The 20,919-nt window shown below is 49.3% G+C and carries 15 protein-coding genes; 8 read left to right on the forward strand and 7 right to left on the reverse strand.

What is annotated here, in order from left to right; genetic code table 11:
* Positions 1 to 244 precede the first annotated feature (244 nt).
* A complete protein-coding gene (locus tag BN162_RS17105; RefSeq protein ID WP_020226359.1) occupies positions 245 to 2,983 on the forward strand; it encodes a putative bifunctional diguanylate cyclase/phosphodiesterase in 2,739 nt (912 codons plus the stop codon).
* A gap of 185 nt (positions 2,984 to 3,168) precedes the next feature.
* Here the strand turns inward: BN162_RS17105 and BN162_RS17110 are convergent, their stop codons facing one another.
* Positions 3,169 to 3,516, reverse strand: coding sequence for a DUF1622 domain-containing protein (locus BN162_RS17110; RefSeq protein WP_020226360.1), 348 nt, complete (start codon positions 3,514 to 3,516; stop codon positions 3,169 to 3,171).
* A 244-nt stretch (positions 3,517 to 3,760) separates the two neighbouring features.
* On the opposite strand from BN162_RS17110, the gene BN162_RS18195 reads away from it, so the two are divergent.
* Positions 3,761 to 5,575, forward strand: coding sequence for a GGDEF domain-containing protein (locus BN162_RS18195; RefSeq protein ID WP_020226361.1), 1,815 nt, complete (start codon positions 3,761 to 3,763; stop codon positions 5,573 to 5,575).
* 108 nt (positions 5,576 to 5,683) lie between these two features.
* Here the strand turns inward: BN162_RS18195 and BN162_RS17120 are convergent, their stop codons facing one another.
* Together BN162_RS17120 and BN162_RS17125 are read right to left on the reverse strand one after the other, a co-directional pair.
* Complete coding sequence (locus BN162_RS17120; RefSeq protein ID WP_020226362.1) at positions 5,684 to 6,190, reverse strand: HIT family protein; 507 nt, start codon at positions 6,188 to 6,190, stop codon at positions 5,684 to 5,686.
* A gap of 100 nt (positions 6,191 to 6,290) precedes the next feature.
* Positions 6,291 to 7,898, reverse strand: coding sequence for an amidohydrolase (locus BN162_RS17125; protein ID WP_020226363.1), 1,608 nt, complete (start codon positions 7,896 to 7,898; stop codon positions 6,291 to 6,293).
* A gap of 217 nt (positions 7,899 to 8,115) precedes the next feature.
* On the opposite strand from BN162_RS17125, the gene BN162_RS17130 reads away from it, so the two are divergent.
* The 3 genes from BN162_RS17130 to BN162_RS17140 all read left to right on the forward strand — a co-directional run bounded on the left by BN162_RS17130 (position 8,116) and on the right by BN162_RS17140 (position 13,984).
* Positions 8,116 to 9,390, forward strand: coding sequence for an HdeD family acid-resistance protein (locus tag BN162_RS17130; RefSeq protein ID WP_147612219.1), 1,275 nt, complete (start codon positions 8,116 to 8,118; stop codon positions 9,388 to 9,390).
* A 381-nt stretch (positions 9,391 to 9,771) separates the two neighbouring features.
* Entirely contained in the window at positions 9,772 to 12,708 is a 2,937-nt protein-coding gene (locus tag BN162_RS17135) for a hybrid sensor histidine kinase/response regulator (RefSeq protein WP_020226368.1), read from the forward strand.
* Positions 12,695 to 13,984 (forward strand): ABC transporter substrate-binding protein, encoded by a 1,290-nt coding sequence (locus BN162_RS17140; RefSeq protein ID WP_020226369.1) that lies wholly within the window; start codon positions 12,695 to 12,697, stop codon positions 13,982 to 13,984. Before BN162_RS17135 ends, BN162_RS17140 begins: the two co-directional genes overlap by 14 nt.
* Before the next feature lie 161 nt (positions 13,985 to 14,145).
* Here BN162_RS17140 and BN162_RS17145 read toward each other — a convergent pair whose 3' ends face one another.
* Positions 14,146 to 14,613, reverse strand: coding sequence for a hypothetical protein (locus BN162_RS17145; RefSeq protein WP_020226370.1), 468 nt, complete (start codon positions 14,611 to 14,613; stop codon positions 14,146 to 14,148).
* A gap of 120 nt (positions 14,614 to 14,733) precedes the next feature.
* Here BN162_RS17145 and BN162_RS17150 point away from each other — a divergent pair, with 120 nt between their 5' ends.
* The 3 genes from BN162_RS17150 (at position 14,734) to BN162_RS19315 (ending at position 16,057) form a co-directional block, all read left to right on the forward strand.
* Positions 14,734 to 15,162 carry a GNAT family N-acetyltransferase gene (locus BN162_RS17150; protein WP_020226371.1) on the forward strand — a complete coding sequence of 143 codons (429 nt, stop codon included), beginning with the start codon at positions 14,734 to 14,736 and terminating at the stop codon, positions 15,160 to 15,162.
* A 411-nt stretch (positions 15,163 to 15,573) separates the two neighbouring features.
* Positions 15,574 to 15,876, forward strand: coding sequence for a DUF1016 N-terminal domain-containing protein (locus tag BN162_RS18710; RefSeq protein ID WP_147612221.1), 303 nt, complete (start codon positions 15,574 to 15,576; stop codon positions 15,874 to 15,876).
* On the forward strand, positions 15,791 to 16,057 hold the full coding sequence (locus BN162_RS19315; RefSeq protein WP_020226372.1) for a PDDEXK nuclease domain-containing protein: 267 nt from the start codon (positions 15,791 to 15,793) through the stop codon (positions 16,055 to 16,057). The genes BN162_RS18710 and BN162_RS19315 overlap by 86 nt, the downstream gene beginning before the upstream one ends.
* 669 nt (positions 16,058 to 16,726) lie before the next feature.
* Here BN162_RS19315 and BN162_RS17160 read toward each other — a convergent pair.
* From BN162_RS17160 to BN162_RS17170, 3 genes are all read right to left on the reverse strand, one after another.
* Entirely contained in the window at positions 16,727 to 17,413 is a 687-nt protein-coding gene (locus tag BN162_RS17160) for a hypothetical protein (RefSeq protein ID WP_020226373.1), read from the reverse strand.
* Positions 17,414 to 17,463: 50 nt separating this feature from the next.
* A complete protein-coding gene (locus BN162_RS17165; RefSeq protein WP_020226374.1) occupies positions 17,464 to 18,627 on the reverse strand; it encodes an iron-containing alcohol dehydrogenase in 1,164 nt (387 codons plus the stop codon).
* Positions 18,628 to 18,797: 170 nt separating this feature from the next.
* Positions 18,798 to 20,864: a serine hydrolase domain-containing protein gene (locus tag BN162_RS17170; RefSeq protein ID WP_020226376.1), complete on the reverse strand. Its 2,067-nt coding sequence runs from the start codon at positions 20,862 to 20,864 to the stop codon at positions 18,798 to 18,800.
* Between the last annotated feature and the right edge of the window lie 55 nt (positions 20,865 to 20,919).

The raw sequence follows: 20,919 nt of genomic DNA on the forward strand, positions 1-20,919 counted from the left end.
AATTAGGAAATGGCCTCAAAACGGACTACTTTGTGCAAGCTTATCCGTTTCTGACCTTGTTTTAAGATTGATCATTTTCCGACCTTTCTCAAAACAACGAATTTGAACAGGCGGATTAGCGAATTAGTCTTTTATTCCCCATGAAAAGCAGTATAATGGAAGTAACAAGCTCCATGTCCGACCCCTGGAGCCGGCCCAGTTTCCCGCGGAATGTCCGTGCAGGATTGAAGAAAGCTGTATCGTTATGAAAAACAATAAACTTGCATACTCCACGCGTTTTTTACTCGTTCCTTTAAGCTTATCCCTGGTGCTCACCGGGGTTCTTTCATTATTTACGATCCGGAATTTACAAGGCAATGCCCGGGTGATCAATTATACCGGCATTGTCCGCGGGGCAACCCAGCGTCTGGTTAAGCAGGAGCTGAATCATCAGGCTGACGACGCGATGATCGGAAACCTTGATCTGTTGTTAAACGAACTGGAAACCGGCGAAGGGCCGGATGCGCTGATCCGGTTGGATGACGAACAATTTCAAAGCCAGATCCAGCGTCTGCAGGAGGCGTGGATCCAGCTGAAAGCCGCGATTGTTGATTACCGCAGCGGGGATTCCGCCGAGAATCTCTACCAGTTAAGCGAGATCTATTTCGATCTGGCCAACGATGCGGTAAGCTTTGCGGAAACCTACTCGGAAGCCAGCGTTCACCGCGCTCAGACTTCTTTGCTTTTCGTCAACGTCTTTTTTCTTATGCTTACGCTGGCGCTGCTGTATTTCAGCCGCATCCAGCACAAGCGGCAGAAACTGCTGGAAGAGAAAGAAATTCAGGCACGCAGAAAACAGGCGGAACTGGATCAGCTGAACCGGGAGCTGCAGGCGCCGATGAACGAGATCAGCGAGTTGATTTATATCTCCGATCCTGAAACCTACGAATTGTTATTTATCAACGAAAGCGGACGCCAAGCCTTCCATGCAGACTCGATAGAAGGCCAGAAATGCTATAAAGTGCTGCAGGGTCTGGATCATCCTTGTCCTTTCTGTACCAATGCCATTTTAAAGGAGAATGAAACGTACACCCAAGAGATGGATAATCCTCTGACGCATTGCCATTATCTGCTTAAAGATCGCCTGATTACCTGGAACGGACGGCGGGCGCGGCTGGAAATTGCTTTTGACACAACCCAAAGCGAAGCGGAAAAGCAGCGGCTGAAACGGATGCTGGATAATGAAAAACTGATTGTAGACTGCGTACGTGAGCTGTATGAGGATGAAATGCTGGAATCCGCCATCCCCGAAATGCTGCGGCGGTTAGGTGAGTTTATGGAAGCGGATCAGATTACGCTGTGTTCATTAAGCCCAGTTCATTTTACCGTCACTTCACGCTGGTCCGGCCATCCGCAGGATCCGGCCCGATTCTTTTCAGACGCCCGGATCAAGCCGCTGATCGGCCGCTGGCTGAAACAGCTGCAAAAGAATCAGTCTTATGTTGTGGAAAATATCGAGGAATTGAAAACTTCTTCCGCCGAGGAATATGCTTTGCTTCATTCCTTAGGCATTGAGCGGCTGATTCTGCTGGCGCTGGAAGTCCGCGGCGAAGTCACCGACTGCATCTGTATTCATAATCCTGCTCCGGACAAGCTGCAGAATTCCATCATCGTCCTGCAGACGCTGCGCTATTTCCTGCTTCTGGCGCGGCATCGCGCAGCCGATAAAATTAAACTGGCCCAGCTCAGCTATACTGACAGCCTGACCGGACTGTTCAACCGCAACCGTTATATTCAGGATCTGGATAAGAAGATGCAGAGTCCTGAAGCCGCCGGGGTTTTGTTTGTCGATCTCAACGGACTCAAGGAAATCAATGACCAGTTTGGTCACGACTGCGGAGATCAGGCGCTGATAAGCTGTGCTGATCATCTGCGCGCCTGCTTCGCGCCAGATTCGTGTTACCGTATCGGCGGCGATGAGTTCGTCGTCCTGACGCATGATCTGAACGAGGAAGCGTTTTTTGATCAAGTCCATCAGCTGAGGCTGCGGCTGCAGAATTCCGGCAGGCTGCATCTGGCATTGGGGACCGATTGGGCTTCGTGCGGATCACTGCTGCCTTCGGCGATCAAAGCCGCCGATGAAAAAATGTATAAGGATAAGAAAGCGTATTACTACCATGCGACCCAGCAGGGCCGTTACCGGCATCATACCGATGAGGTTTTGCCGTTGGCCAATCTGAACGTCCTGCGGCAAAAGATCAACGAAAGCCGCTTCCTCGTCTATTTTCAGCCAAAGATCGCGATTGAAACTGGACAGCTGGTCGGTGCGGAAGCGCTGGTACGGTACCAACTGGATCAGAATCTGATTCTCGCCCCGAACGCCTTCATCCCGCTGCTGGAAGAAACGCAGACGATCAGTCAGATTGACTTCTTCGTCTTTGAGTTTGTCTGTCTGCGGCTGCAGAAATGGATCCGTGAGGGACGCGGAATCACGCCGGTCTCCGTCAACTTTTCGCGGTATACCGTGCTGGAAAAGACCTTCTGCCGGCATTGTATTGAACTGAGCGATTATTATCACATCGACCGCGCGCTGCTGGAAATTGAAATCACAGAAAACGCGCTGGACGTGCAGGAAGAAGCCCTTCGGCATACGATTGATACCGTGCGGCAGGCCGGATTCAGCGTGTCCATTGACGACTTCGGCGTAGAATTTTCTAATCTCTCGTTATTTTCCGGAGCTGACTTTGACATTCTCAAGCTGGACCGCAGTTTGATTCAGGACATTGCCACCAATGCCAAAGCCCGCGCCTTGATTGAAGCGATGAGCGGCGTCTGTCAGAAAATGAAGATTAAGCTGGTGGCTGAAGGTGTTGAAACGGAGGAACAGCTGAATATCCTGGATCAGTGCCGCGTGGAAATTGCTCAGGGTTTCCTGTTCTCCAAGCCCATTCCGGTTTCCGACTATGAAGCAAAATATCTGCCCTTGCCCCCTCCGGCAGAATAATTCATATTTCCCTTTGCATCCGCTTCGCTCTGCAAGTCCGTTGTAAACGGGGCAAAGCGAAGCTTTTTTCATGACAAAAGCGCAGCTCTCACTGCGCTTTCATTGCTTTCCACGTTTAATTGCACCGCCGGCTTCCTCCTTCTCGGAGAAGTCCGCGGCTGAATTTTCCCCTTCAGGCGGAGGGTTTAATCCTTCTGTTTTTCAATCAGTTCCATTTCCCGTTCATGTTGCTCCTGCTTCATTTCCCAATGGATCAGGATCGATAACGCAACCCGCATCGCGATCACACCGCCGACCATCATCAGCTCGCTGACTTCCTCCAAGGCAATCGTTTTTAAGATCTCGGCGCCTAACAAAAAGGAAAGCCCCGTCGAGAATCCTTTTAACAGATCCAGGGCTACGTTGTCATCTTTTTTGAACAGGGAAATCGCCCCTTTGCATCCGGCGTAGATAATCATAATTAACGCCAGCAGTTCAAAAAACAAGACCGCGACTTCGCCGCCTTTTACAATAAGCTCTTTAAATTCTATCATCTTTCTCAACTCCGCCTTTTAGTTTAACATGATCAAAATCGAATGCCAAGCGAAAGCGCTTAGATTTAACCTTAATTTGAATGAAAATTAATGAAACAACCAGGAATCAAGCCTGATTTTCGCATTTCATGTTGTATTTTTTCAATTTCTTGAATATAATTTTCATAGTTAAGTCGCAGAATTGTCATTTCTTCCTATCGATCCAAGCCCATCTCTTTCCATCATCAGAACGGATGTGAACAACATGCAGAGAAAAAGCAGGAAAACCAGCTCGCTGCTGATTCTTGGTACTTTGATATTTGCGGGCATCATTTTTATATTATTCAGCTATTATCAAAGCTGGCTGAACGTCAAATTTGAGCAGCAGGTCATGGAAAATTATACAGCTTACATTGAGAGCGAAGGCGCTCAGTTTTCAGGTGCCGTCGTTGATATTCAGGATACGTTGGAAACGCTGGCGGCGCTGATCCCCGCAAACAATCCGAATTGGGATGCAGACACGTTAAACCCCATGCTGGCTGATCTGACGATGCGGAACACGCATTTTGAAATTCATTCGCTGACGCTGTCCGAAGCAGGACTGGATGAGGCTCAGCAGAACCAGCTGATACAAAGTGGAACGCTCATTACCGCAATTGAAAATCATCCTTCCGGCAAAGCTTATTTCCAGGTTCTTGCGCCTTTAATGCGCCAAAATCAGTTAGAAGCTGTACTGCAGGCACAGGTGGATATTACTCAGCTGCTGCACAAAAGTCAGTCGGACCGGGTCAGCGCTCCCTTAAACAGCTGGATCATTCTTCCGGAGGGCTCGTTTATCTATACCACCTCTCCGAGCACCAGCGATTACTCCAACTTCTATGCCCTGTTGGAAGGTAATCACAATCCGGAAGCCACGCAGACGCAGATCCGCAATTGCCTGCTGACGCAGACTTCCGGTACTTTCCGTGTTCAGACACGCAAAGAAGGTACGCTTTATGTTTCATTAACGCCGCTGGATTTCAACGATTGGACACTGGTTAATTTTATCCACGCCAACGAAGCTTCTGAAAGCTCGCAGATGATTTTGCTTTTCACGATGCGGATTGGTTTATTTTTGATTTTGATCACCGCCGGCATCGCTTATCTGTTTTATGCCTTATTAAATCATCAACGCCGTCAAATTAACCTGGAACAGCGCCGTTATGCCTTTCTGTCACGCTTTTCCGACACCTTAATCTTTGAATATGATGTTCTCAAAGATACGCTGGAACTGACCAGCAATGCTGAGAAAATTCTGCCGATCAAAGCACGGTCCTTCACCCATGTGAAAAAGAACCATGGATTGTCGTTGTATATTCATGCAGAAGATTTTTATAAGCTGGAAGAAGCGTTTAAAACTGTGCATCGGTTTCAGGAATTCGGTACGGTACAGCTGCGAATTAAGACCCGCGACGAAAGCTATCATTGGTTTACCTGTCAATTCCAAGCTGTCTATGAACGGTTCCACCGGGATCCGGTTATGATTATCGGCAAGCTGAACGACATACAGGAACAGAAATACCGCGAACGGCAGCTGATTGAAAAGTCCAATTACGACGGACTGACTTCTGTCCTGAACAAAAAGGCGGCGGAGCTGCAGATTTCCGAAGAGCTCGGCGAAGGCATGAGCGGCTGTCTGTTCATGATTGATCTGGACGATTTTAAGGTCATCAACGACGAGTTGGGTCACTTTATCGGCGATCAGGTTCTGACCGCCATCGGCGTTCTGTTAAGAACCTGTTTCCGCCAGAGCGATTTGATCGGGCGGATCGGCGGCGATGAATTTGTCGTCTTCCTGCGCTCCACCGACCAAGGTGTCATTCATCAGAAAGTCACTCAAATCATGCAGACCTTGCCGCAGCTGCTGCACCGTCAAAAGATCAATGCCGTCGTGACGCTCAGCATCGGCGCGGCGCTCAGCCGGCCATCCGACACCTATCCAGATTTGTTCAGCCGTGCGGATCAGGCGATGTATTATGCCAAGCAGTTGGGCAAAAATCAATTTTATCTCTACTCGGATTCCGAGGATGAAACAAGCTGACAAGCAGAAACCCACAAGAAAATCAATTTGATAGAAAAACCAGCCGCGGCTGGTTTTTCTTGTTTCTTTCGTAATGAACAGCATTCCTGCTTTCTTTAATGGTCCGTTTTATTCCCGCTCCCTCAGCAGCCGCTCGATTTCCTGACGCAGCTGCATAATCCATGCCTGACGCTGGGCCGGGGTAATCTGGGCCTGCGGACCATGCAGAACTTCCTTCGGTGTCCGCCATACCGGACCCGGAACCGGCGTGTCGTTGGCATGGCGGGGGAACAGATGCCAATGCATGTGCCGGCTTTTGCCAATCCCCAACAATTCATAGTTCATTTTCTCCGCGTGGAAAACCGCAGCTGCCGCTTCCGCGGTCAGAACCATTTCCTTCAGAAACTGAGCCTGAAACTGGGGATCCAGCTCAAACAGCTCGGCGGCATGCTGCTTGCACAGAAACAACGTATAGCCGCGGATGTACTGATCATCGCCCAAAACGACATATCCCGTAGAGAGTTCCGCGACATAATTGGGATTTTCATGGCGCTGAATCTGCCGCAGCCGGGCGCACACATCGCATTGTTCATCAGACAGCCAGAGTTCGGAAAGAGCCTTGTTTATTTTATGCATATCCTGATCTCCTTTTGTTCAGGATACCGGTTATTTCCTTTTTATGCAAGAGGCTGCAGACTTTGGATTCGGCATAAATCCAGAGTTCTGATCATACGGTTTAAGGATGGCGGTATACGGTCGCGCCTTCCTTGATCGTTTCCAAGACCCGAATGGTTTTCAGCTGATCGACCGGACAGGTCAGAGGGCTGCGGTCAAGAATCACCAAATCCGCCAGTTTTCCCACTTCCAAAGAACCCTTGCGGTCTTCCTCATGATACTGCCAGGCGGCGTTGATTGTGATCGCCTTCAAAGCCTGTTCCACGGACAGACATTGATCCTGATTCAGCAGAACGCCATTGCGGGTGATGCGCTGACAGGCGCACTGCAGCGTTTCCAGCATGTCCGGAAGAATGACCGGCGTATCCTGATGGAAGGTAAAATTGACGCCTTCCTCCAAGGCCCAGCGGGCTGGGCTGATGTTTTCCGCCCGGGTCCGGCCGAAGTTCCTCAGGTGGATATCTCCCCAATACCAGCTGTGCGCTGTAAAAAAGGAAGCCGTCAGCTTCAGCGGCGCCATCGCTTTCAGCTGGTCTCGGCGTACCAGCTGGGCATGAATCATCACCGGCCGCCAGTCGTCAGGTCCGCTTCCTTTCTGACTCTGTTTTGAAATGGCGTCAATATACTGCTGGGCAGCGGCATCCCCATTGCAGTGCGCCAGCAGCTGCCATCCGTTTCGCATGGCCTCGCCGACAAAGGCCTCAACCTGCGCATCAGTATACACCGGATATCCGCAATACTGCGGATCTTCTCCCAGATAAGGTTCGCTCATCCAGGCCGTTCGCCCCTGCGGGGAACCGTCAAGAAAAATCTTAACGCCGCCGATGCGCAGATGATTTTGATAACCGTGGGCATAGTCTGGATTTTCCGTTAATAAAAACAGATGATCTTTCATATCCACATAACTGACGACATCCACCTTGAACCGCCGCTGCTTGGCCATCGTGCTCAGCATCTTCCATTCAGCACTTTTGGTTATGCCGTCTTGAACCGTCGTAATGCCATAGGACAGATAGACATCCTGAGCCTGTTCCATCTGGCGCAGAATCTGTTGGGGATCCGGCGCGCCCATGACCCGGGCGCTCATCGTAAAGGCGGTTTCTTCAAGATAGCCGTCCGGCTGGCGGCTGTTGGCTTCCCGTCCGATACGTCCGCCTTCCGGATCCGCGGTTTCTTCTGTGATGTTCATCGCTTCCAGTCCGGCGGTATTCACGACGCCCATGTGGCCTGAAGCATGCGAGATCATGATCGGATGCGAGGTACTGACCGCATCCAGTTCCTGCCGGCTCGGATGCCGCTTTTCCTGCATGAAATTGTGATCGTAGCCGAACCCGATGACCCAGGTTCCAGAGGGAACCTGCCGTTGTTGGATAAATATTCTGATTTTTTCCTGCAGCTGAGCAATCGAAACTACGTCGTCCAAATGGACGAGATTGATCGTCGCTGAATAGGAGCTGATATGACTGTGTGAATCAATAAATCCCGGCAGCAGCGTATGCCCGGCCAGATCCCTTTCTTCCATCTTTTCCTCACTGTGTTCCTTCTGCCAGGCCTCAGCCTGTTTTAAGCTTCCGACCAGAACAATCTGACCGTCTTTTTCGATCAATGCCTCCGCGGTGGGATTGCCTGCCATCGTGATAATCGTCCCGTTTTTATAGATCACTGCCATGCCTTATCCTTCTTTCTTTTCCTTTATTATACCCGACTGTAAAATTTCAACGATAGTCATTTTCAGGGTTTTGTCAATCGGAGGGGGATTTGCTTTCTTTCACTCCTGTTTTGTCTTATAATAGATAGGAATTCAGCGCAGGGGAAAGGAGGATGACGATGCTTACAAATAAATTCAGCAGTGCTTCATCCTTGCTGACCGGTTTGTTTTTATTTTTTTGGGCGCTCTGTTTTTTACCGAATACACCGGCTTATGGACACTGATCTATATCCTGTTTATGATTGGGTTTGTGTGGATCGGCGTCAATCAGATCCTGCGGACGCTGACCGACAAAAAGAAAGCACATCTGAATCTATCGACGATTCTGACCAGCCTGTTGTGCATCGGGCTGGCCATTTATACCTTTTTCAATCCCGGACTGTTTTTCCGATTCATTCATTATGTCATCGGGTGGTGGGCCTTGTTGAATTCCCTCATCCAGTTTATCAACTTTTACGTCTATCGCCGCGACTGCTTAAAGGGCACGTATTTTATCTTCCTGAAAGGTCTGGTCGATCTGATCTTCGCGGCCATGTTGATGCTGAAGCCGATCAACAAGCTTTGGATCGTCGCCTATATTGCCGGAGCTTATCTGATTTTTTACGGCGGCGTGATGGTTCTGGAAGCGGCTAAAGATCTGTTAAGCGTCGGCATGAGTCTTAAAATCCGCGAACATCTGCGAATTTCCATTCCGGTTTTGATCTCAGCGATCATTCCGCAGCGATTCTTCCTGTCGATCAACGCCCTGATCAAAACCAATAAGCTGAATCCGGACGCCCATGTGGCGCCGCAGGCCAGCACGGATCTGGAAGTGTTTATCTATTTGAAAGAATCCGGTCCGGAATCCTTAGGCCACGTCGATATCAGCTTTCAGGATAAAATTTATTCCTACGGCTGTCATGATCCGCATCACCGCGGCCTGTTCGGCACGCTGGGGGACGGCGTTCTGGTGGTATCGGATCGCGAAGCGTTTCTGAAACATGCGTTAAAATCCGAAGACAAAACCATTATCAGTTATGGCTTAACCTTGAATGAGGAACAAAAGAAACGTCTGCGGCAGCGGATTGATGCGATGATGGAGCGGGCTTATACTTGGCGTCCGGATGCTCAGCTGCTTGCGGAGGGCGAACCGATCGAAGGCGAAGCGAAGGATTACGCCTCGCGGGTTTGGAACGCAACGCGCGCGCATATGTACAAATTCGCCAACGGCAAGTTTAAAACTTATTTTGTCTTCAGCACCAACTGCGTGCTGCTGGCGGACGAGCTGCTGCATTGCAAAGAACTGGATCTGATCCCGATCGGCGGGATCGTGACTCCAGGCACCTATCTGGAATTCCTCAACGCCGAATATCTGCGGCCGTCAGGAATGGTCGTTGAACGCACAGTTTATAAACGGACTCACGGCAAGGGCGGTGAGCGCGGCGGCTCGTTCGGTTCCTCGCTGTCCTCCTAAATTATTCCAGCCATCGTTTTGCGGGGATCATCAGATAAAGATGATTCCTGCTTTTTTTATCCGCCGGCCGGCCGCGGGCGGATAAACAGATGGGAAACACAGACGATTCCGCAGGTCTGCAGGAAGATCTTCATCTTCAGGATCCATGGCAAAAATGTTCCTTATTCGTTGTAATATAAGTCATATTTTGAATCAAATATATCATTTACAGACGATTATAAGTATTTATTTCACCTTTGTAATGTTATAATTTATTTTAGAATATAATAATCGGCAGAAACTTCCTGCTTGGCCGCAGGTTCTTCCCTGCTGATTGATACGCCCGCTTTCCCCCTTTTTGCGCAGCGCGGTTCGCTGCGGCTGAAACATGAGGTACACTCTATGAAACATAAAAAATTCTCTATGGCTTTCTTCTCAGGAATGATCCTGCTGCTGGCAGGAACCAGCAGTCTGATGATTGCCGCGATGGGGCAGATCAAAGAAAAAATGAACGTCAGCGCTAATACAACGCTGCTGAATTCAACACGGATGATTTCGGACAGTCTGCTGAACAATTTTTCCAGCGATCAGCAGCAGCTGGAAACCTGCGCGAACCTGTTCAGCCGGATTAACCTTGGTCAGCCGGAAACCCTCGTCCGGGCGTTGGCGGAATACGCGGACGCAACGACATTTTTTCGTTTTTATTTTATCGGGAATGACGGAACAGGCTGGGATTCCGCCGGGGATCCGCTGAAGGCCGCCGACTTGAACTTTGATGAAATTGCGCTCAGCCAGGGAAAAACCGGTTATTCCGACGCTTATATCGGGGCCAGCGGCCGCCTGCAGATTACATATCAGACGCCGGTCAAGATTGACGGCGAGCTGGCGGGGGCTTTATACGCTGATAAAACCATGGCGAATTATCACAGTCCGTCGCTGTTCACATTCAGCGGCGGGGCCGGCAGCGCGTTTGTCATTCAGGGTGATGACGGGGCCTGGATCATCGACAGCTCCGCCAGCAATACGGACGACTTGTACGCCTTTCTGACTAAACAGAACAACGATTCAGTCCATCTGGACACCTTGAAAAAGCTGATCGCGGAGTCCCGCTCAGGAACGATCCGGATCCAATACCATCAGCAGAGCAGCTTTCTCTGCTTCATCCCGCTTGACAGCAGCCATCATTGGTACTTAATCTCAATTCTGCCGCAGAATATCCTGCAGCAGGAATCCTCGGAAATCCTGCAGCTGGTTTCCTTCACCTTGATCGGTCTTTTAGTCGCGCTGGTCTTGATCATGATTCTTTTGTTAAGCCGGCAAGCCCTGAGTAGCCGGGAACAGGAGCGGAAGCGCCGGGAACAACTATTCCAGGTCATTTCGGAAAACGTCGATTTTGCCTTCCTGTTATATACCCCATCCAAGCATGAGGTCGAAATGGTATCGGAAAACGTTCAGTTTTTATTCAACATTGATCCTCAAGAAGTGGTCAGCCATCCGGAACGCTTATTCCAGCGCTGCGGCTTATCCCCTCAGGATGCGGCTGGACAGGCATTCTTAAACGGCCGGCTGACCCAGCGGCTGCGCTTTGAATATCAAACCGGAACTGAGAATGAACTGCAGCGCTGGATAGAAATTTATTTCATTCCGGTTCACAGCGATCAATACCTTGCCGTGCTGCATGAAACCAGCGCGGAGCATCACATGCGTCAGGATCTGGCTGACGCGCTGCGGCAATCGCAGGAGAACAATCAGGCCCGCACTGCCTTTTTCTCCTCCATGTCGCACGATATCCGCACGCCGATGAATGGGATTATCGGTATGACAACCATCGCCCAAGCGCATCTGAACGAACCCGAAAAAGTTGCGGACTGTCTGGATAAAATCAGTGTCGCTTCGCAGCATCTGCTGGATTTGATCAATGAAGTCCTTGACATGTCGCGGATCGAAAGCGGCAAGATCAGCTTAAAAAAAGAACCGGTCAATTTACCTCGGCTGATCGCGGATGTGCTGGTGCTGGTTAAACCGGATCTCACGAAAAAACAACAGACCCTGCATATCCGTTCGAGCGCCCTGATCTATGATACTGTGATCGGCGATATCCTGCACCTGCAGAAAATCTTATTGAACCTGTTGTCCAATGCTGTGAAATATACTCCGCCTGAGCATGATTTAACCATCGGCGTCCGGGAAGAAATCTGTTCCGAGAATAAAATCAACGTCATTTTTACCATGGAAGACACCGGAATCGGCATGACGCCGGAATTCCTGAGCCGGATTTTCACGCCGTTTGAGCGTGCGCAGGACAGCCGGATCAGCCAAATTTCCGGGACCGGCTTAGGCATGGCGATCACAAAAAACATCGTGGATATGATGTCCGGCACGATCCAGGTGGAAAGTCAGGTGGGCGTCGGCTCCAAGTTCACCGTGACCCTGCCGTTAACCCTCGCCGAAGCGCCTTGGATCAAGGAAACTTCACTGGCGGGCAGCGCTGTTCTGGTCGTGGACGACGATCCGGATACCTGCGAAGGACTCCGGGCTTTGCTGGAGCCGGAAAAAGTCCAGGTTACCTGTGCCTATACCGGCCAGCAGGGAATTGACACCGCGCTGCTGGCTCATCAGGAAGGCCGTGATTATCTGGGAATCATTATGGATTGGAAAATGGACGGATTGAACGGCATCGAAGCCGCCCGCCGGATCCGGGCCCAGATTCCGTCCCGGATTCCAATCATTCTGCTTTCCGCTTACAACTGGGAAGACGCCGAGCAGGAAGCGCTGGCCGCCGGCATTAACGGCTTTTTGACAAAACCGATCTTCCGGAATGAATTAATCGAAAAACTCACCTGTGAGCTGATCCCGCCGGAAACAACATCCCCGGCGGAAACCCGTCATAAGACAAACCAATGGCCGGCGGAAGACTTTACAGGAATGCGCGTGCTTTTAGCGGAAGACAACGAATTAAATCGGGAAATTGCCTTTGAACTGTTAAACAGCTGCGGGATTCAAATAACCTGCGCCCAGGACGGACAGCAGGCGTTCGATCTGGTTTGCGGGCAGCCCGCCGGTACCTTCGATCTGATTCTGATGGACATCCACATGCCGGGAATGAACGGTTATCAGGCGACTGCCGCGATCCGCGGCCTCGCCGATCCGGATAAGGCCGGGCTTCCGATTATTGCGATGACCGCGGACGCCTTTGAAGAAGACATCCAGAAGTGCATTGCCGCCGGCATGAATGAACATATTGCCAAGCCGATTCAATATGCGTTGTTATTTGAAACACTCCGCCGTTACCAACCGGCTAAGCCAAGAAATGAGGAAACCACCCATGAACAAAACTAAACGTTGCAAAGGGATCGCAGCCCTGGCGGCCCTTTGCCTGATCGCCGGCTGTTCCGCCAAGCCGGCCGGTCCGGAAGTCTACCTCGACGACCGAAATGAAGAGGTCGTGATCACGCTATTCGCTCAGGGAGCGACCGTTTCCGAATTGATTCAGCAGTGCTTCAACGAGGAGATTAACCAGCAGCAGGAAAAGACACTGATTCTTTACAGCGACAGCGCAAACTTTTATGCGGATGAAGGCTTATCCTACCGAGAGCTTCTGTTAAAGCGAATGGAAAGCGGCGAAGCCGATGATTTATACATTATCCCTGCCGAAGATGTACTGGAATTTGACCGCGAAGGTTATATCTATGATCTGTCCGGCATGGATTTTGTCGGCAACTTGTCCGATGAGGCGCTCAAACAAAGCACCTATAACGGGAAAGTGTTTTCACTGCCGCTGACCTATACCGCCTTCGGTTTTCTGTGGAATGTCGATCTGCTTCATCAGTACGGGCTTGAAATACCTGAGAACCTGACAGAATTTTTGGATGTCTGCGAAACTCTGAAACAAAACGGCGTGCTGCCGTATGGCGCCAACATGGACTATGGACTCAGCCTTTTGGCGATGAGCACCGGACTTGCGCCGTTGTACCGCGACGCGGATAAGGATCAGAAATTAGCGCAGCTGGCCGCCGGAACGCTGCCCATCAGCGATTATATGCGGGAAGGTTTTACTTTCCTGAAACAGATGATTGACAACGGTTATCTCAATGTCGAACAAGCGTTGACCACCGAACCGAACCGGGATGAAGAAATAAGCCGGTTCCGCGAGGGGCAGTGTGCATTCATCAGCTCCATCTGCCGGGCCTCCGCCTTTTCCCACGATTACCCTTTTGAAGTTATCATGACCGGCATGCCCGTGCTGGAAGAAGGCACGATCTGCGTAGTAGGAGCGGATCATCGGCTGGCGGTGAATCCCCATTCCGAACATCTGGAAGAAGCGCTGACGACCGTTGAAACCCTGGGTACCGCCAAAACGCTGAACGAGTTTGCCAAATTGCTGGGAAAGACCTCCTCTGCCCGCGGAAATGAAGCCTCAGCCTTGCCTCAGGCTGCGCCGCTGGTTTCCAGTCTGACAGCTGCGGATCAGATTCCTAACCAGGACTTTTCCCTCCACTTCAACACCTGGAACACCATCAAGGAACTATGCGTCCAATTGGCAAAGGGGGAAAGTATTGACGCGTTATGCGAGAAATATGACCAAATCCAGCTGGAGGAAATTAAAACCTATTAGGGCCGGTAAATAACCCCGGTGTCGGAAATATCAGCATAACGGACAGCACGGCAAAAACAGCAATAGCTTACAAAAAAAAGACCTGTCTATCCCGGATGCCTTGGCTGGCTTCCGTTTCTCTATGCAGGTCTTTTTCTTTTTTAAAGCTTGCTCGGCTTCGCTTACCCTTTGGCTTTCGCCTTTAGTTCCAACTCTGCCCGTTCCTGTTCATATCGCGTCAGCATGGCTTCCACAGCCTCCCGCTGTGCTGTTGAAAAATAAATAAAACGGCTGACCTTTTTCACAGTAAATTCAACCTTGATCTCCTGAGTTTCTTCCGCGTCAATAACATCGGCCTGCGTAATTCTGTCCCAGGTATAGAGATTGCCAAGCAAGACAATCCCCCTGCCGCTGAATCCACTGCGCATCTGACTGTACAGCACCCCTAACAAGACGATCAGCACAGTCTGAACGATCGAGAATACCGAATGATCCTGAAACAGACGAATGATTCCGATAACGATAAAAAACACTGTAATGATCCACGTCGGTCCCAGCTTGCCTGCTACCTGAACCTGTCGGGAATGCAGAGCCATCCGTGTAAAATAGAATAACAAAATCAGATTGACGATGACAATCGCGATTTCCATAAAACTTCACCTCATGGTGAACATTATAGCATGATCCGCCGGCTTTAGAAAGAGCAGCAGTCCGGATTGACAAGCGCTGCAAATCAAGTTAGGATGAAACAAAACAGAGGAGGAATTTTCATGGAGCTGCATTTCTTTACCGGAAAGCAGGCGGGCTTCGAGCAGGCAGCCGCTATCCGTCAGGCTGTCTTTGTCGAAGAACAGGGATTTCATAACGAATTTGATGAAATTGATGAAACTTGTCTGCACTGCCTTATCACCGATGACGCTCAGCCGGTCGCAACCTGCCGGGCCTTTGAAAAACCGGGAGAATCCGGATGCTGGATCATCGGCCGGGTTGCCGTCAGTCTGAATTACCGCGGTCAGCACCAGGGCGAAGCCGTCATGAAGGCCATGCTGAGTGAGTTGGTGAAACGAGGCGTACAGGAAGCGGAGCTTTCTGCGCAGTGCCGAGCTGCAGGATTTTATGAAAAACTAGGCTTTACCGCAACGGGTGAAACACACATGGATGAATACTGTCCGCATGTAACAATGGTTAAAAAGCTATAATGAAAGATTCCTGGCAAAAATGGAAACTGAAAGCTTGGCTAAGCATTTCCATACAAAGAGAATAGAAACAGATTGATCTGGCCGAAGAGAAAGAAATGAAAAAATTTTTGATTAGTTTCTTGGTATTAGCGTATTAGCCTGTTAACGGGCTGCGCAAAAACCTGCTGTGGATTCAGAAAAAGAAAATGCGGTTGAATTGAATCCTGAAAAAATAATAGCCAGACAATAACGGATAGCTTTCTGTTTGCCGGACTGAATATGATTTCAGAGTGTCATAGGAACTAGCAGAGTCCGTCATCCAAGTCAACGATAAAATGAATGGCTGGCTTCGCTGCTTTTCATACGGCAAAGAAATGATAGAGAGATTCATAAATTATAAGTATATTCGGAAGTTAGAATGGGGCTATAATTATGAATGAATTCTCATATACTGCTTCTATGGTACAGGAAATCAAAGAATTATTATCAAGCGCGCGGCAACGTGCTGCGGTACTAGTCAATACAGAATTGCTGTCTACTTACTGGAATATCGGGCGCATTATCGTAGAGTACAACAAAATAGTCAGGGGACGTGCTGCTTATGGAAAACAGACACTAAAAGAGTTATCTAAAGAGCTAGCGCGTCACATTGAACAATACACATTATTATGCGGATATTATTTTCTATCACAAAATCCTCCGTGCCTATGTTCTGATAGAATTAAAAACGGTTAAGCTCATGCCGGAAGCTGTTGGGCACCTTAATATGTATTTGAATTGCTATGCGGCAGAGATAAACGTTGAATATGACAATCCGCCTATCGGCATTATCTTGTGCGCAGACCAGGACAGCGTTGCCGCTGAATATGCGTTAGGTGGTCTTTCAAACAACATCTTTGCTTCCCGGTATGTTTAACAAAGAACAGCTTATCGCACAAGCGGAAGCAGTATTGCAGGAATGGCATAGCGACAAAAAGTAAAAAAATCAGGGTATCCTTTGCTTGGGAGTGAGAAACGCCGTTTGTCATCAAACATACCCTATCCGCAAAAGGCTATGTGATTGCCCTGGCGACAAGATCTATTTTATCCCTGTTGCTTTCGCTGAATTGTAGTACAAAATCCATACTTTATACCTTTTTTTCAAAGTGTCCTTCTTTCAATTTGGCAATTTATACGTACCGCTTTTTGACGCACACGCTTACTAAAAGGGTCTGATAAAGACATATGACAGGATTTAAACAGAAACGTCGAAAATTCTTAATACAAAAAGGTTCGCCGTTTCCTTATAAAAACTTATGAGAAGATATGAAGCGTTTTTCATGCTTTTAAGCTACAAAAAATAGACAAGAGACCGCAGGCCTCCTGTCTATTTTTTTCATAGCAGAATAACAATTCTCAATATCAAGCTAAAGTTAGCCATTGAACCCTCGGATGTTACCCGCGCAATTATTGATATTCGTTAAAATAAATTCCTAGAAAATTTTTAACAAGGGCTCTCTTTCCTACAGAAACAACGTTAACTTCGCTTTCTGCACCTCAATATGATAATCCAATCCTGATTTGCGGAATACTGATTGCACACGCCTTAACGTTCTGCCACCAAGGCGAGATTTTCTTCCAGCATCTGCCGGATCATCACTTCCCAAGCGGTGCCCTGCAGCTTTTCTTTGGCTTCTTCTAACAGCTTGCGGCAGTTTTCTTCATCCTGTTTAAAATAGTACAGCTTCGCCGCCCGATAAAGAAAAATTCCCTGATAAAACGGATTGGACATTTTTCCCGCCAGATCCAGCAGTTCATCCAGAATTTCCGTATTGTGATGAATATAGATTTCAACTAAAAACGTACATTCTTTAAGAATGCTTTCCACCTGCGGATTGTTGAACTTCGCCGCAATCTCCTTCAGCGTATCATACGCTTTTAATGCCTTATCAAACTGCTTCGTGTCGATATAGAAGGAAACTTCCTTCTGCGCCAATCCCAGCTTGTTGCCCGGATTCATCTTCACCGCATCCAGCTGTTCAAAGATTTCTTCAATTTTCGCCGTTTCATTCTGCATTAACAAAGCGTCGATCGCCATTAATGAACGTGTCTTCTTGGAAAAGAACATCTTTCCTTTCCAACCGTTGAGCACCTGGAGATATTTCTCCGGGTTGACCTCCTTATACAAGATCTCCGATAATTCGACCATCAGCTTCTGCATCATCCGGTTTAACAGAAAATACAGAACCAGACCGACCGCCAGAATCAGAACAAACTGAATGATTTTATTCATGATTTTCCCTCGACTTTACTTTTATAACTATAGCATAAAATGCCGGTTTCTTACAGGCTGGCGCGGTAAATTTCCAGAATATCCTCACAGGTCAGCGGCTGGAATGAACGGCTGAAATCACTTTCGGCCGCTTTCTCTGCCATTTCTTCCAACCGGCTTTCATCAATTCCAACTTCGCGCAGCGTCATCGGCAGGCCCAGCGAAACAAAGAATTCATAAAGCCTCGCAATGCCTTCCTCCGCTGCTGCCCAGCAATCCAGCTGCGGATCGACGTTCCAGACATGCAGGGCAAACCGGGCAAAGACGTCAACCGTTTGTTCGTTGAGAACATGCTTCATCCAGCGCGGCGTTAAGATCGCTAATCCGACGCCATGGGTAATATCGTAATAAGCACTCAATACATGCTCCAGCGGATGACAAGTCCAGGCGCGGTTCTTCCCTAAAGAGTTCAGCCCGTTGATCGCCAGCGAAGCCGCCCACATCAGATTGGCGCGCGCTTGATAATCGTTCGGTTTCTTCAAGGCGACCGGCGCCGATTCAATGCAGGTCTTTAACAACGCCTCGGAAATGCCGTCCTGCACGGAGGCATCGCGTACCTGATCAAAATAAGACTCCATAATATGCGACATGATATCGGCCGTTCCCGCCGCTGTCTGCAATGCCGGAACACTGTAAGTGTACGTCGGATCCAAAATGCTGAACTTCGGAAACATGCCGTAGCTGCTGAAGCCTTTCTTGTCCTGGGTTTCAGGATTGGAAATGACTGCAATATTGTCCATCTCTGATCCGGTAGCCGCCATCGTCAAGATCGTTATGAGCGGCAGACAGGCTTTGACTTTCGTTCGATCCAGCACCAGTTCCCAGGGATCACCGTCATACTTAACCCCGGCGCAAATCGCTTTGGAACAGTCCAGTGTGCTGCCTCCGCCAACAGCCAGCACACAATCCAGCTGATGTTTACGGACAATTTGGATGCCTTGGCGCACGGATTCAATTTTCGGATTGGACTGAACACCGGACAACTCCCGGCTTTCGATGCCGTTTTTCTTCAGCAAGCCTATAATCGTGTCATACAGTCCGCTCTTTTTTATGCTTCCTCCGCCATAGACCAACAAAACCCGCTTTCCGCATGTGCGGATCAATTCCGGCAGATGAGCAATCTGGCCTTCGCCAAAATACACCTTAGTCGGAATATCATAAATAAAATTATTCACTTTCTTCACCTGTCCTTTTCTGTTTTCAGTGTACCACAAACCGTTTGTCAAAGCGACGGTTGTTTGCGCTTGACGGCAGCTGAACGACAAACAAAAAGCTGTTGGAATGAAACTGGCTTTCCAACAGCTGAATGCTGAACTGATTCAATCATAAAGAGTGAACTTCTGACTTACTCAATCGTAAGCGTAAAGACCGTTCCTGCTTCCCCTGCCAGGCCGAGTGTCCCGCCAGAAGGCAGTGTTATCGTCTTTTCTCCATCGGTTACACGATTATAGAGACAGATCATAGTCGCATCGTAGACAAAGACACCCTGAGAATCACTGCTGACCGTCAGCGTTTTTCCTTCCAGTGCCGGATCCAGTGTCAGCCACTGCGTATGGCCCTGATCATTCAGCGTTACATTCATTGTTCCGACTTCCGCTTTCACCGCGCTGTCCTGACTGACATATAGATCCCCAGCTCCTTGAAGATACTCAACACCATTCTGAGTGAAGAATGTATAGTCAAACTGATCTCGGCTGCCGCTACCCGGAATCTGCACGATCGCTACGGCACGGTTTTCATCTACGATCTGATGGGCATTGACATACCCTTCGGCAAAGCTGCTCAGCGGTACTGGAGCAATAGGCAGAATCATCTCATAGATCTGGGAATGCAGATCTTCACTGATCAGTAAATAAGTCTTTGTACTGCGCGTCTGCCAGGCTGACTTCACTGCATCAGACAACGGATTTTCCTCCACCTTCATCGCATAATAAACCGTCGTGGCGGAATAGCCCAAGCCCGGAATTTCCGTAACGGCTTCGACTTTCAAATAGGTGTGGCCGCCGTTTTCTTCAAAGCTGAACAGCTGGTTTGTCATCGGGGAAGGCAGCAGAAACTGACCGTCACCGACATGCGTCAGCGGCGTCGGCGTGTCCGGCATCTGTTCGATCGTAAAATTCAATATTCCTTCTTCGGTAAAATCAATCCGATACAAGGACGTGGAATCCGCATACAGCCCAGCATAGGCCTGGACTTCTTCCGGGATGGCCGGTACCGTTTCCGGAGTCGTCGGCAGCTGATAATGCGGCAGTGCTTCGCTGATCACGCCTTTTTCCATCAAGGCCTGTTCCAGCAGTGTAGAAGCCATCATCTGATTGTAAGAGCTGAGTCCGCCTGAGCTTAATACAGCACAAGTCAGGCCCTGCTGAGGAAGAACGACAAAGGCTGTATGGGAATACATCGTATCGCCGCCTTTGCTCAGCGCCTGAATTCCAGCCTGGGCAAACGGTGACAGTTCAACGCTGTCCCAGCCTAATCCATAGCCAATACTGTTCGCCTGTTCGGTCGGCCAGATGCCTTTCTTTGCTTCATTGACAGACATCGCACTCAACGCCTCTGCACTTAACATCGACGAGGAAGGCATGAAAGCCAGTCCCCAGCGGCACAGATCTTCCGCCGTCGAATACATGCCGCCAGTTCCGATTACAGAAACAATGTCGGCCGGCAGCGCGCGCTGCGGCTGAGTCGCTGAATAGACCTTCGGCATGGCATTAAAATCGACATTCCCTACCGACGTCTGTGTGCGCGTCATCCCTAGCGGTTCTATAAACTGCGTGCGCAGATAGCTTGTGAGATCCTGGCCGCTGACCTTTTCAACCACCAGTTCAGCCAGCACAAAGCTGTCATTGGAATAGACTGAATACGCTCCCGGATCGGCCTGCAGGTGTAGCGTCTTCAGATTCTCCAAAAAAGTATCATGCGCGGTGGTGTCCGGCACAAACATAAAGCCTTCGCTGAAACTGGAACCCGGCAGACCTGAACTGTGATTCAGCAGCATCCGCACAGTAATCTCGGAGTACCGCTCATCCGCCATCGTGAATTCCGGAAGCAGCTCCGCGACCGGTTGATCCAGATCTAATTTTCCTTCATCCTGAAGCTTCATCACCGCCGCAGCGGTGAACATCTTGGACACGGAGCCAATGGCATACTGATCCTGAGCGCTCAGCGCCTGATCCGATTCTTTCGCAAAAACACCGGCTTGTCCGGATACAGTTACCTCACCGTTATCCATTAAGGCATATTGAACACTGGTTGCCCCCAACTGCGTAACCAACATGTTGGCCAGCTGTTCTGCCGTCTGTGTCAAATTTCCGGTTTCCACGGTTGGCTCCGAACTGGGTGAAACCGCAGGTTGCGCCGTGCAGCCAGCCATCACTAACAACAGTGCCAGCGAATATTTTCCTATTTTCATCGGTGATCCCCCTTTAATTCTTTCTATGGATACAATTAGAACACAGATTCCCATG

The sequence above is a fragment of the Holdemania massiliensis AP2 genome, assembly GCF_000327285.1.
GTDB classification, from domain to species: Bacteria; Bacillota_I; Bacilli_A; order Erysipelotrichales; family Erysipelotrichaceae; genus Holdemania; species Holdemania massiliensis.

What these genes read in the sequence shown, in the direction of transcription:
- BN162_RS17150 (WP_020226371.1), top strand. Translation starts at nt 14,734, where the DNA reads ATGGAGCTGCATTTCTTTACCGGAAAGCAGGCGGGCTTCGAGCAGGCA.
- BN162_RS17120 (WP_020226362.1), bottom strand. Translation starts at nt 6,190, where the DNA reads ATGCATAAAATAAACAAGGCTCTTTCCGAACTCTGGCTGTCTGATGAA.
- BN162_RS17110 (WP_020226360.1), bottom strand. Translation starts at nt 3,516, where the DNA reads ATGATAGAATTTAAAGAGCTTATTGTAAAAGGCGGCGAAGTCGCGGTC.
- BN162_RS17105 (WP_020226359.1), top strand. Translation starts at nt 245, where the DNA reads ATGAAAAACAATAAACTTGCATACTCCACGCGTTTTTTACTCGTTCCT.
- BN162_RS18195 (WP_020226361.1), top strand. Translation starts at nt 3,761, where the DNA reads ATGCAGAGAAAAAGCAGGAAAACCAGCTCGCTGCTGATTCTTGGTACT.
- BN162_RS17135 (WP_020226368.1), top strand. Translation starts at nt 9,772, where the DNA reads ATGAAACATAAAAAATTCTCTATGGCTTTCTTCTCAGGAATGATCCTG.
- BN162_RS17140 (WP_020226369.1), top strand. Translation starts at nt 12,695, where the DNA reads ATGAACAAAACTAAACGTTGCAAAGGGATCGCAGCCCTGGCGGCCCTT.
- BN162_RS17125 (WP_020226363.1), bottom strand. Translation starts at nt 7,898, where the DNA reads ATGGCAGTGATCTATAAAAACGGGACGATTATCACGATGGCAGGCAAT.
- BN162_RS17170 (WP_020226376.1), bottom strand. Translation starts at nt 20,864, where the DNA reads ATGAAAATAGGAAAATATTCGCTGGCACTGTTGTTAGTGATGGCTGGC.
- BN162_RS17145 (WP_020226370.1), bottom strand. Translation starts at nt 14,613, where the DNA reads ATGGAAATCGCGATTGTCATCGTCAATCTGATTTTGTTATTCTATTTT.
- BN162_RS18710 (WP_147612221.1), top strand. Translation starts at nt 15,574, where the DNA reads ATGAATGAATTCTCATATACTGCTTCTATGGTACAGGAAATCAAAGAA.
- BN162_RS17160 (WP_020226373.1), bottom strand. Translation starts at nt 17,413, where the DNA reads ATGAATAAAATCATTCAGTTTGTTCTGATTCTGGCGGTCGGTCTGGTT.